Annotated in this window: 14 protein-coding genes; all 14 read right to left on the bottom strand. The window is 40.0% G+C overall.

Annotation, left to right across the window (positions count from 1 at the left end; translation table 11 throughout):
• Positions 1–39: 39 nt before the first annotated feature.
• The 14 genes from fliQ to NBX03_RS03305 all read right to left on the bottom strand — a co-directional run bounded on the left by fliQ (position 40) and on the right by NBX03_RS03305 (position 11,388).
• Positions 40–312: a flagellar biosynthesis protein FliQ gene (gene fliQ / locus NBX03_RS03370; protein ID WP_250229368.1), complete on the bottom strand. Its 273-nt coding sequence runs from the start codon at positions 310–312 to the stop codon at positions 40–42.
• A 10-nt stretch (positions 313–322) separates the two neighbouring features.
• A complete protein-coding gene (gene fliP / locus NBX03_RS03365; protein ID WP_250229367.1) occupies positions 323–1,111 on the bottom strand; it encodes a flagellar type III secretion system pore protein FliP in 789 nt (262 codons plus the stop codon).
• Positions 1,104–1,511 carry a FliO/MopB family protein gene (locus NBX03_RS03360; protein ID WP_250229366.1) on the bottom strand — a complete coding sequence of 136 codons (408 nt, stop codon included), beginning with the start codon at positions 1,509–1,511 and terminating at the stop codon, positions 1,104–1,106. The genes fliP and NBX03_RS03360 overlap by 8 nt, the downstream gene beginning before the upstream one ends.
• Positions 1,512–1,520: 9 nt before the next feature.
• Complete coding sequence (locus NBX03_RS03355) at positions 1,521–1,886, bottom strand: response regulator (protein WP_250229365.1); 366 nt, start codon at positions 1,884–1,886, stop codon at positions 1,521–1,523.
• Between the two features lie 250 nt (positions 1,887–2,136).
• Positions 2,137–3,294: a flagellar motor switch phosphatase FliY gene (gene fliY / locus NBX03_RS03350; protein WP_250229364.1), complete on the bottom strand. Its 1,158-nt coding sequence runs from the start codon at positions 3,292–3,294 to the stop codon at positions 2,137–2,139.
• A 3-nt stretch (positions 3,295–3,297) separates the two neighbouring features.
• Positions 3,298–4,281: a flagellar motor switch protein FliM gene (gene fliM, locus NBX03_RS03345; protein ID WP_250229363.1), complete on the bottom strand. Its 984-nt coding sequence runs from the start codon at positions 4,279–4,281 to the stop codon at positions 3,298–3,300.
• A gap of 131 nt (positions 4,282–4,412) precedes the next feature.
• Entirely contained in the window at positions 4,413–4,898 is a 486-nt protein-coding gene (locus NBX03_RS03340; RefSeq protein WP_250229362.1) for a flagellar basal body-associated FliL family protein, read from the bottom strand.
• Positions 4,899–4,928: 30 nt separating this feature from the next.
• Entirely contained in the window at positions 4,929–5,705 is a 777-nt protein-coding gene (locus tag NBX03_RS03335) for an OmpA/MotB family protein (protein WP_250229361.1), read from the bottom strand.
• Positions 5,705–6,493, bottom strand: a complete 789-nt coding sequence (locus NBX03_RS03330) for a motility protein A (RefSeq protein ID WP_250229360.1) — start codon at positions 6,491–6,493, stop codon at positions 5,705–5,707. The genes NBX03_RS03335 and NBX03_RS03330 overlap by 1 nt, the downstream gene beginning before the upstream one ends.
• Positions 6,494–6,515: 22 nt before the next feature.
• The gene (locus tag NBX03_RS03325) at positions 6,516–6,704 is read right to left on the bottom strand and encodes a flagellar FlbD family protein (RefSeq protein WP_250229359.1); all 189 of its coding nucleotides are present in this window, start codon (positions 6,702–6,704) and stop codon (positions 6,516–6,518) included.
• A 311-nt stretch (positions 6,705–7,015) separates the two neighbouring features.
• Positions 7,016–8,443: a flagellar hook protein FlgE gene (locus NBX03_RS03320; protein WP_250229358.1), complete on the bottom strand. Its 1,428-nt coding sequence runs from the start codon at positions 8,441–8,443 to the stop codon at positions 7,016–7,018.
• 238 nt (positions 8,444–8,681) lie between these two features.
• On the bottom strand, positions 8,682–9,059 hold the full coding sequence (locus tag NBX03_RS03315) for a TIGR02530 family flagellar biosynthesis protein (protein WP_250229357.1): 378 nt from the start codon (positions 9,057–9,059) through the stop codon (positions 8,682–8,684).
• A gap of 12 nt (positions 9,060–9,071) precedes the next feature.
• On the bottom strand, positions 9,072–9,998 hold the full coding sequence (locus tag NBX03_RS03310) for a flagellar hook capping FlgD N-terminal domain-containing protein (protein WP_250229356.1): 927 nt from the start codon (positions 9,996–9,998) through the stop codon (positions 9,072–9,074).
• A gap of 31 nt (positions 9,999–10,029) precedes the next feature.
• Positions 10,030–11,388, bottom strand: a complete 1,359-nt coding sequence (locus tag NBX03_RS03305) for a flagellar hook-length control protein FliK (RefSeq protein ID WP_250229355.1) — start codon at positions 11,386–11,388, stop codon at positions 10,030–10,032.
• Between the last annotated feature and the right edge of the window lie 20 nt (positions 11,389–11,408).

Here is an 11,408-nt window from a genome sequence, read left to right as displayed (position 1 = left end):
AGCTTAGTTCCTTGCTGATATTCTATCCTTTAAAGCCTTTCAGCCTGTCAGATACGTAGGAATCATTTGAAAGAGATTCATCACATAATCCTGAAGCGTCGTAAGCATAAAATATCCAAAAATAATAAGAGATAATAAAACTGCAAGTATTTTAGGAACAAATGCCAAGGTAGGCTCCTGAATTGAAGTTATGGTCTGGAAAATACTCACCAGAACCCCTACCCCAAGGCCCATTAAAAGAGGCGGCGCTGAAACTAAAATAACTGTCATAACTGCTTGCTGAATGATATCTATTACAGCATCTTGAGTCATATTCCACCTCCTAAGTCCTAAAGCTCATAGCAAGAATTTCTATAATATAGGCCCAGCCGTCCACAAGAATAAAAAGGAGTATCTTAAAGGGAAGGCTTATCATGGCCGGCGGAAGCATCATCATACCCATAGCCATAAGGATAGAAGCTACCACCATATCAATTACGATAAAAGGAATATAAATGAAAAAACCGAATATAAATCCCTTTGAAAGCTCACCTAAAATAAAAGACGGAATTAAAACCTTATTGGGGATTTCTTCTATTGAAGCATATTCCTCGCCGGAAAGCTCCACAAAAAGCCCTAAATCCTTATCCTCTACCTGATTAAACATAAATTCCCTTATGGGAACCATTGCTCTTTCAACCATTTCCTGCTGGGTAATTTCCTTTGCTCCGTAGGGCTTTAGAGCAGTTTCATTAACCTCTGTAAAAACAGGGCCCATAATAAACAAGGTAAGAAACAAGGCTATGCCCACTAAAATCTGATTGGGGGGCATCTGCTGGGTTCCGAGGGCCGAACGAACAAAATGGAGAACAATAATGATTCTTGTAAAAGAAGTAAGCATTACAAGAAGAGACGGGGCAAGGGCTATGATGGTAATTAAAAAAAGCAGCTGAATTGAGTCGGAGGCAGGCGCTTCGTCCGTCTCGCCGGAGCCGCTTCCAAAATCCAAAATAAGCCTTGGCATCTCAACAATATTTCCAGAGGATGCATATGCAAGGCTTTTATTTGCCGTAGAAAACATAATGGCAAATACGATAAGTAAGATTATCTGCCTGAATCCTTTTCTAGTCATTTTTATCATCATCTTTCCTGATACCGTCTGTCTTTATGAAGCTTCCGAGATATTTTTCAAAATGAGCCTTTTGCCTTCCCTGAGGCTTTTCGGCTATTTCAAGCTCATCAGGCTGAACTTCTGTAAGCATTGTAATCTTTTCTTTCGTAACGCCTATGAGTACATATTTCTTTCCGCATTTTAAAAGATGGACAGCAGACTGATAGCCTATGCTCATAGAGTCCATAAGCTGAAGATTATTGTTCCCTCTTTTTATATATTTGGCGGAAGCAACCCATTTCGTGGAAAAAATCGCCAAAGCCACTACCGCTGCAAATACCAACAATATGAAAAAAAGCTGGGCTATCATTGAAAACATAGACCAGCCGCCGTTAATCGAGCTCGCATTTAAATACAGCATCGCAAACCTCTATCCTATAACCTTTTGAACGGCTTCAATAACCCTGCTGGGCTGGAAGGGCTTAACGATGAAGTCTCTTGCTCCTGCCTGTATACTGTCAATAACCATTGACTGCTGGCCCATTGCAGAACACATTATGATAACAGCGTTGGGATCGGCAGCTCTTATGCCCTTTGCTGCCTGTATTCCGTCCATTTCAGGCATTGTAATGTCGAGTATTGTAAGGTCGGGCTTAAGCTCTTTAAACTTTTCTATGGCTTTTATACCATTTTCCGCTTCGCCTACAACGCTGTAACCGTTTTTAGTCAAAATATCTTTAAGCATCATTCTCATAAAGGCTGCATCGTCAACCAACAAAATAGTCTTATCAGACATTTATTCTCACTCCTAAAATATAAAGTTAGATTATTGCGAATTCGATAAATTTCATTTAAATAAATATTGCAGCATAAACATAATTTTGTTACGCATACCTTTTTCTTTGGGAAATGCATGCGTAAATAAAATTAAGCTTCGCTTAATTTTATTTACATTATATCAGAAATTATGCTTATTTCGCTATAATACTTTATCAAATATTCATTTTATTTGCATATTTTTAGGGAAAATCCCCCAATCTTATGCATTATATTCTTAAGTCACTGTTTACAATCGATGTTACTCTGATTGCAAAGTTTTCATCTATTACTACAACCTCGCCTTTGGCTATGTATTTGCCGTTAACCAAAATGTCTATCGGCTCCCCTGCAAGCTTATCAAGCTCTATTACCATTCCCGGAGAAAATTCAAGAATCTGCTCGATGGTCTTGCTGGTTTTTCCCAGTTCAACCACAACCTCAAGGGGAACGTCCATAAGCATGTCTATATTTTCTCTTGCAGAAGATCTGCCGCTATAATCAAAGCTTTGGAATTCTACTGGTCTTGCACTTACATTCTGGTAAGGTTTCGGTTCAGGTTCAGGTCTATATGGCCTAGTTTCCATTGGTGGTTCAGCCTCCTTGACAAAAGGGTCTACTGCGGGAGCTTGTGGCTTAGGTGCAGGTTCTTCTATCACCGGCACCGGCTCTTCCAGGTGCGCCTCGGAATAATTTCCCTTCATAGTTTCAACCATGCTTTTAGCGAATTCAAGAGGCATTGCCTGCATCATAACACTATCTATCAGATTGCCGATTTTCATCTTGAAAAATGATGTTACAACCGTTTCTTTCTTACTCGCCTCTAAATCGTCAAAAAAAGTCTGATCATTAAAATCCAGTCTGAAAGCCCTTGGAGTCGCTATATCTATGGTAGTTTTTGTAAGTGACGCAAGAGAAGTTGAACCGGAGCCTATCATTTGGTTCATGGCCTCTCCTATGGCACTTAAATCGATGTCCGTTAGTTCAAGGTCGTCGCTTACTTCTCCTGTGCCACCCATCATAAGGTCTGATATAATCTTTACGTCTTTTATTTCCAGAAGGAGAATCGTAGTGCCTTCTATACCCTTTGTATAGTCTATTTTAACACCCACACAAGGCCTGTCGTACATATCTGAAATTTCGTCCCAATTGAGCATTTCTACCGTGGGGGTGGTTATTGTTACTTTCTGGTTAAGCAGCGCAGACAGAGTAGTGGCGGCCGTACCCATATTGATGTTTCCTACTTCACCTATTATGTCGATTTGCTCTTCAGATAAAACCTTCGGCTTCGCTGGGACCGTTTCCTCGGTATTTTTATTTATCATGTCATTTATTTCGGCGCTTCCAAGCAGCGCGTTTATTTCTTCCTGTGAAAGCATGTCTGCCATAGGCTACTCCTCCTTCCCTCTAATTGATGTTATTTGTATGGCATTTTTCCCCCTGCTTATACCGGGCTTTGCATAAAATTTAACCAGATTTCCTACCTTGACGCTTACTTCTGAATTTACATAGGAATCTAAAAGCAAAACATCGCCTTCCTGAAGATTTATAAAATCTCTAACGGTTACAGTTGTCTTCCCGACGATTGCAGATACATTGACACGGGCATTCTCAAGGCTTGTCTCAAGGTGTTCCTTATATAAAGAGCCTTTTTCCTCGTCCTTTATGGTGGTGAACCAGTTGGTAGAATTGAGCTTTTGCATAATAGGCTCTACTACTACATGAGGTATGCAAAAGTTAAGAAAACCTGTGCTGCCCCCTACTTTAAATTCTAAGGTAATAAGAGCTGTCACTTCATTTGGAGGCAAAACCTGAGCAAACTGCACATTCGTCTCTATCTTATCAAACTTAGGTGTTATTTCAGCTACATTTGCCCATGATTCTCTCATGTAGTAAAGTATCTGAGCAAAAACCCGTTCGAGAAGGGTCTTTTCTATATCCGAAAGGTCCCTGCTTTCATTCATGGGATATCCCGGCCCACCCAATATTCTATCTATTATAGCATAGCCCAGATTCATTGACAATTCAAGCACTATAGAGCCTTTGAAGGGTTCAAAATCAGCTATGGCGATAATGGTGGGATTGCTTAAGGAGTTGGTGAAATTGTTATAGGTTATCTGCTCTGAGGTCAAAACCTCAATAGACACATTTGTCCTCAAATACCCTGTAAGATAGCTCGTTAAAAGCCTTGAAAGATTATCAAATATAATTTCAAGGGTTCTGAGCTGCTCCTTACTGAATTTTGAAGGATTTTTAAAATCATAGGCCTTTATTTCATTGAACCCAATTTCCTCCTTAAGAGCAATAGGAGTGTCACCGCTGGTTAAAGCGCTCAATAAATTGTCTATTTCACCCTGTGATAAAATGTCACTCATTTATTCACCTGCTTTTCATTCTGAATAAGGTTATAGCCAAACAAACATAAGCTTTATCTGCGGCCTTGGCTGCATTGTTTAAGCTATATGAGCAAAAACGATATAATATCTACATGCCCTGAAGCTTTGTGTTATGCGCTGAAGTAATTATCCAGGTACACCTTATATATTATATTCGTTTTAAACTCTTCTTGAAGTCTTGTAAGTATTTCCTGTTTTATAATGTCCATAGAATCTTCGTCTCTTATTTCATCTATCGTTTTATTCCGTAAAACCGTTAGGGTAACGTCTCTTATGATATATTCTGAATCCTTAATTTTCGTTATAAGCTCTCCATCATCCTTTCCTGAAGAATCCATAACGATGGTAACATTTATGCTTATGGCATGCTCTGCGCCGTCTGCGCCTTTTTTAAGGTTTACATTAAGAGGTGTTGTAAATCCTACATTTTCACTTTGTAAAATAGAGGTATCGGGCGCCATCTGAACCTTTTCCTGAGCCTCCGATTTATTGGAGCCTATCATTCTAAATGTAAAAACGGCAAAGCCTATGATAACAGCCAGCAAAACTACAAGCAAGGCTATTATAACAATCATCATTTTCTTGTTCTTCTCCATACACTTCTCTCCTTTAAGCCGATCATTAATTTATTGTTCAGAAAAGCTGTCACTTGTAATCTTTATTTCAACTCTCCTGTTTTTGGCTTTGTTTGCTTCAGTATCGTTTGGAGCTAAAGGAGCATGCTCGCCGTAACCTATAGCAACAACTCTCCTTGGATCAATTCCTTTTTCATTTATAAAATATCTTCCAACCTCGGCGGCCCTGTCGAAGGATAACGCCCAATTGTCTTTATATTTAGCTGTGTTTATAGGGTCGCTGTCTGTATGGCCTTCTATATTTATTGCATTTTCAGGATAATTTTTAAGCTCGGCACTTACAAGGTCCAAAATATCAATAGCCGACCTTTTAAGCTGGGCGCTTCCCTTATCAAAGAGAATGCCTTCTTTGAAGCTAAGTTTTACATAAGTGCTTCCGGCCTCTATTTCCACATGGTCGGAAAGCTGCTCCTTATCCGCAAAATACGTTTTAAAATTCGTCGTCATATTTTTAATATCCTGCTGGCTTTTTTCATAAGCATCTTTGGCACTCTGCGCCTCTTCTGAAAGACTTGGCATATATGTAATGCCGCTTCCGAGAAGGCTTCCCACAGAAAAGCCTGAATTATTATCAAGCATGGGAATACCTATGCTGCTTCCCACAGAAGCAGATATTCGCCTTAAAATGCCCGCATCGCCCCCGCTCATGCCTGAGCCGGCACTGGCATAAAGCATAACAAAAAAGCATAACAATAGCGTCATAAGGTCGGAATATGTAACAATCCAGTTACCTGCAGTAGCATCTGCCGACTTTTTAGGTCTTGCCATTATGCCCCACCTCTTCCGCTTTCTATATTTCCTCTAATATTTGGCGGGAAGAAAGATTTAAGTTTTTCTTCAATAATTCTGGGGTTTTCTCCAGCCTGTATAGACAGCATTCCTTCTATGAGAACCTCTTTAATAAGGGTTTCATCTGTATCGTAGTACTTCAGCTTGTTGGCAACAGGAAGGCTTACAAAGTTAGATATAACCGAGCCGTAAAATGTAGTGATAAGGGCAACCGCCATTTTAGAGCCCAGCGTATCCGGGTCCATATTCCCAAGCATAAGAATTAACCCTATAACCGTACCAATCATTCCCCAAGCAGGACCAAAGCTTGACATATCAACCCAGAAATTTCTTACCTGAGCATGCCTTGCTTCTATATATGTAATTTCTGTCTCAAGAATAGAGCGGACAAGCTCCGGGTCTGTTCCGTCTACAATTAACATAATGCCTTTTTTAAGAAACGCATCGTCCATTGAATTGGTTTTTTCTTCAAGGGCAAGGATACCTTCTCGCCTGGCAAGGTTAGCCAAATCTATAATGTTTTTTATAGCAGATTCAGGGTCATTTTTCGGAACGGAAAAAATAAGTCTAATGGCCTTTAAACCGTTGAGAGCCTGAGACAGAGGATAAGAAATCAACAGTACAGCAAGCGTTCCGCCAAATACAATAAGCAGAGACGGAGCATTGATAAATATAGATAGGTCCGCTATATTCTCTGTTGAAGTAATCATACCTATGACTATAATGATGATGCCTCCAATAAACCCTATTAAAGAACCAAGTTCCAAGGTGAAAACCTCCCTTTATGTTCTATTGATTAATGTGTATCTTTCTTTTAAAGTCAATGATTCTATCTATAATTTCATCTATGGACTCTTTGGCTATTACTTTTCTGCCTGTGGTCATAGTTATTGTCGTATCCGGTGTGGCTTCGATAAATTCAATTAAATCACAATTAATTATTAATTCGGATTCATTGAGCTTCGTTATACTAATCATATTTTCCTCCCCAAAATAAACTATTTTTGTTTATTTCCTTATATCCTGCGGCATCTTTTGACGCCGCAGGATTAAAATGAATTTACTTTCCAAATTAAATCAGAACATAAAACGGGCTTATGGCATCAATCCTTTTATTCCAGCCGTTTTATGACAAGCCGGAAAGAGGCTACAATAAAGTAAATTCTTAAATTTTAAGACAATTTAATATTATATTAAATCAGGTTTTAAAGAAGCTGAATTTTTTAAAAGCGCTTGTTGTACTTTTCACTGAAAAAATTCAAACAAACTATAAATTAAATTAGTATAGATTATCTCTTGAGGTTAACAAGCTCTTGAAGCATATCATCGGAGGTGGTTATAAGCCTTGAATTGGCCTGAAATCCCCTTTGGGTCGTAATCATTTCAGTAAATTCGCTTGATAAATCCACATTTGACATTTCTAAAACGCCGCCCATAATATCTCCTGTTTCTTGGCCTACGCCATCAAAATCACCGGAGTTTGCTGTAGGAACGTAGAGATTTTCTCCTATCTTTTCCATACCGGCTGGGTTTTTAAATATGGCTATAGGGATTTGGCCTATGAGCTTTGTTTCGCCGTTTGAATATCTTCCTGTTATTTTTCCGTCAGAGCCTACGCTGAGGCCTTGAAGGGTCCCGGGAGCATTCCCGTCTACCATGGCAGATTTTGCGCTGGTATTTTCGGTTCCAAACTGGGTCAGGCCCTTAAAATCTAAGGAAATTTCTCCTGCGGCAGTTCCGAAGGTAGCCGGCGGCGCAAGAGTCGTTAAAGGGTCTACTATTATTTTCTGCAGGGCATTTCCTATATCATCCCCAGTCACAGCAACAGGCGCTGTCGCAGCGGCAGTAGTTTCCACACTTCCGTAAAACTTACCGCTGTCGTTAAAGGTAATCTGCAGTGGGGCTATAGCATCAATAAAAACAGGGTCTGCCGATCTGTCTCCGTTGGGATACATGGCAATGGCTGTTGCGGCAGGGCTTGAATTAGGAATTTCTATCTGCCTGAAACTTAATTTCCATGAGGAAAGGCCAGGCTCCGTACCTGTTGCGGCCGTTGCACCTAAGTACTCAAGGTCCGCATCCATAACGTATCTGTTTCCTAAGCTGTCATAAAATGCTACTGACATGGTATGCCTTTTGGGGTCCGGGCCTTGTGTTATGGCAAGGGTATTGATATTTCCTGCAAAGTCTATGTTTTTAGTTGTAGTTGGGGAGACATATTCCTTTTCACCGGCTATCCGTATAGGCTGGGCTCTGTCCTTCTGTATGCCTACGGTTCCGTCGGCATCGGTTTTTGTATCCCAGCCGTATACTCTCATGCCGTTTCCTGTGGTTATGTATCCGCCGTCACCTATTTCAAAGGCTCCTGCTCTTGTAAAATAGGTTCCGCTGTTGTCTCCTACGATGAAGAAGCCGTCGCCGTTTATCATCAGGTCAAGAGCGTTGTCGGTTCTTTGAGTAGCGCCTGTAGTCATGTTTTTATCTATGGATGAAACATTGGTTCCGAGACCTATCTGCATCGGGTTTGTTCCGCCTCGGCCTGTAGTTTCGTTGGCGCCGCTTCCGCTTCTTAATGTCTGGCTGAATACTTCATTAAAGGTAACGCGGCTTGATTTAAAGCCTACTGTATTTACGTTTGAAATATTATGGGCGATAACGTCCATCTTTGTCTGGTGGGTTCTCAGACCGGAAACGCCTGAAAACATTGATCTCATCATATAAATGACCTCCTCTTAGATAGCAGACCGGATATTTTATTATTTACTGCGCCCGGCTGCAAAGGACTTTAATTGTTTTTTATACTTAACCTGCTTTCACTTTACTGTTAAGTATAATCCTAAGCTCTCCCTTAAAAAATATCACAAGCCTTTATCTGTATTTTTCAAGGTTATTGATACTCATGCAGTATATTCCGTCTGTCGTTCGGGAATATTAAGCCCCCTTAAAAAGGTCCGGCTATACGATTACTGCACCGTCAATATTGGTGAAAACATTTTTGCCGCCGCCTTTAATTGCCGTAACCACCGTTTTGGAATTTACGTTAACTAAAAGGGCAACGCCGTCTACAAGCACAAGGGAATCTTTAATACCCTTTCTGCCGGCTTCCTTAACACCTTCTTCAACCCTTTTCAGCTGCTCCTCAGTCAAATCGATGTCTCTTCCGCCGATACGGGAGGTTGCATGTTTTGAAAACTGGAGTTCCGAGCTTTCGTCAAGCTTCTTATTTAAAATATCACTGAAGCTCTCCGCCTTGGTTTGAATGGTTCTTTCTACCGGTTTCGCCGTAGTCTGGCTATTGATTCTATGAATCATCATCTGATTATATTGGCTCATATTTATACCGCCTTACTCTATTCCCGTATATTTTTTATAAGAAATAGATTCATTGCCTACGTTCAGGTAAACCTCGCCTTTAATAAGCTCTATGCCGGTAACTTCGCCCGATATATTCCCATATCCTATTTCTTGGCCTACCAAAAGATAAGCTTGAGAAAGATGTGCAAGGTCCTCCAAATCCACCTGATTGCCGTTTGCTATAACCTTAGGTTCTCCATTTATGTATTTTATGGAATCGATGGTTCCTTCTCCAAATTCGGTTTTTATGGGTTTACCGAGAAGCATGTTGCCGTTGGATATTCCCATAACGTTACTTGGATAGATCTCTTTACTGCCAACCATAAGAATCGGTGTGCCTTTATCGAATTTAATGTAGTTTACGATGCCTTCGATATATTCTATAGGCGTTCCGCTGGAATCCCTGATAATCGTTTGAATATGTTTTCCAATAAGGTTCAGGCTCTGAGAAGTTGCAACATTTGAATTTATGCTGTCAAGCTGTATCTCGTATACGTTTTCAACATCGTTTACGGACATTTCCTTGCCGTTTATCACGAGATAAGGCTCGCCTTTTTTAAGCGTAACGTATTGAACCTGTCCTGCCACTTCTTCATAGGTATTGGTCTTTTCATCGTAAATGGTACCGATTACGAGCTTTCCTATCATAGAAAAGGCCTGGCTTTTCGATACGCTTGCATTCATATTGTTCATCTGCTCAAGAGAGGTAAACTGCGCCATCTGAGAGAGGAATTCCTTATCATCCATGGGGTTTAAAGGGTCTTGATATTGAAGCTGGGTTACTAAAAGCCTTAAAAATGCGTCCTTATCAAGATTGGAATTCACTTCTCTTGAACCTAATTTTGAGCTGCTTTTATCTCCGCCGCTGATATAGTCCGTCCAAAGCCCTGACGTGTTTACTGAATTTGTATCTGCCATTGTTTTCCTCCTTTCCCGGATATTTAAGTCTTTAAATTACATATTCAACCTTGTTTTGATAAATTTTTCTAGTGTCTATTTCCTCTGGAATCATCTGGCCTTCCTGCTCTATTCCGTTAAGGATAGCATTTATTCTCATTTGAGATTTGCTTTTTTCCTGCTGGAATTGCTGCATATGCTTTTCCTTATCCCCTTGGGAAACACTTACGGACATCTGGGAAATATTGATTCCCTGCTGGTTTAAGGCATCTTTAAGCTGGTTGAAATTAGATTCAATAATTTCTTTAACCCTCTGGCTTTCCGCTATAAACTGAGCGGTAATAATGCCGTTTTCAGTGGCAACCTTAAGAGATACTTCTCCTAGAGACTCCGGCTTTATGGTCATTCTCACTTCTGAAGAATTGGCCTTAACGTCAATTTTAATTTTGTCCACAATCTGGGTTATAACTTCCTGAGGATTTACGTTTTTAACTGCTTCTGCCTTAATTTGATTATTTGTTACGGCTTTGAAATCTGTGGTGATGCCATGGACATTGATTTCAAGAGTATTCTCAAGCAAAGCATCGCCGCTATCCTGTGATAAATCCATTGCAGGCTGGTCCTGATTTTTTTCAGAAGAAGGAGCCTTTACAGTTTTTACTGTTTCTGCAGTTACTGCTGTGGTATTCGATGAATCCGTATCGGTTAAGCCTGTCTCTTCATTACTTGAGCTTACAGAAAGAGTTGCTTCTTTAGGCGGCTGAATACTTATTGCCTTAACAGTTTCTGTTTTTGCAGATTCAACTGATTCTATCGGGATATTTACCGTATCCTTAGAAAGCTTTAAAATTTCCTCTTCAAGATTTTTGATAATTTTTTCAATATCCGGTATCTTAAGAAGCTCTACGGAATTATTAACGTCAAATACCTTTTGAATAAGCTTATTCATATTTCCGCCTTCTAAAAGCTCCGAAGGCTCGATATTAAGCTCTTTAAGCATGTCTTGAAGCTTTTCGGGCTCAATATTAAGCTGGGCGCATATAAGAGCTAGAATTTCTGCGTTAAGGTCTGGTTTTTCTTCCGCCAAAGCAGGCTTTATTACTTCCGCCTCTTTGGTTTCCTTTGTTTCCTTAGAAGAAACTTCTTTTTTAGCGGTATCTTCCTTAACTTCAGGCTTTTGGATTTTATCCCTTTGCGTATCGTCTTCTGAAGGCTTGTTCTGAACGTCTTCCCTTGGCCTTTGGTTATTTGCTTCCTTGGGAGCCTTTGTTTTATTTTCCACAGGCTCTCTGGTATTTGAGCTTACCTTTGAAAAAGTGTCTTTAAATCCATTTCCATCGGATATGCTTGCATCTTTAAGCTGAAGAGACTTCACATTCATTCCTTCAAAAAATGCTCCTGTAATATTCATTTTTCACCTCCTATTATTTT

Source organism: Anaeropeptidivorans aminofermentans, assembly GCF_940670685.1.
In the GTDB taxonomy this organism is placed as follows: domain Bacteria; phylum Bacillota; class Clostridia; order Lachnospirales; family UBA5962; genus Anaeropeptidivorans; species Anaeropeptidivorans aminofermentans.
Note: the sequence above shows the minus strand (reverse complement) of the source record. Positions and strands in the feature narration are given on the sequence as shown.

Coding starts and splice junctions, on each gene's coding strand:
- NBX03_RS03355 (WP_250229365.1), bottom strand. CDS start 1,886: ATGTCTGATAAGACTATTTTGTTGGTTGACGATGCAGCCTTTATGAGA.
- NBX03_RS03325 (WP_250229359.1), bottom strand. CDS start 6,704: ATGATTAGTATAACGAAGCTCAATGAATCCGAATTAATAATTAATTGT.
- fliM (WP_250229363.1), bottom strand. CDS start 4,281: ATGAGTGACATTTTATCACAGGGTGAAATAGACAATTTATTGAGCGCT.
- NBX03_RS03335 (WP_250229361.1), bottom strand. CDS start 5,705: ATGGCAAGACCTAAAAAGTCGGCAGATGCTACTGCAGGTAACTGGATT.
- fliY (WP_250229364.1), bottom strand. CDS start 3,294: ATGGCAGACATGCTTTCACAGGAAGAAATAAACGCGCTGCTTGGAAGC.
- NBX03_RS03360 (WP_250229366.1), bottom strand. CDS start 1,511: ATGCTGTATTTAAATGCGAGCTCGATTAACGGCGGCTGGTCTATGTTT.
- fliQ (WP_250229368.1), bottom strand. CDS start 312: ATGACTCAAGATGCTGTAATAGATATCATTCAGCAAGCAGTTATGACA.
- NBX03_RS03315 (WP_250229357.1), bottom strand. CDS start 9,059: ATGAGCCAATATAATCAGATGATGATTCATAGAATCAATAGCCAGACT.
- fliP (WP_250229367.1), bottom strand. CDS start 1,111: ATGACTAGAAAAGGATTCAGGCAGATAATCTTACTTATCGTATTTGCC.
- NBX03_RS03310 (WP_250229356.1), bottom strand. CDS start 9,998: ATGGCAGATACAAATTCAGTAAACACGTCAGGGCTTTGGACGGACTAT.
- NBX03_RS03320 (WP_250229358.1), bottom strand. CDS start 8,443: ATGATGAGATCAATGTTTTCAGGCGTTTCCGGTCTGAGAACCCACCAG.
- NBX03_RS03340 (WP_250229362.1), bottom strand. CDS start 4,898: ATGGAGAAGAACAAGAAAATGATGATTGTTATAATAGCCTTGCTTGTA.
- NBX03_RS03305 (WP_250229355.1), bottom strand. CDS start 11,388: ATGAATATTACAGGAGCATTTTTTGAAGGAATGAATGTGAAGTCTCTT.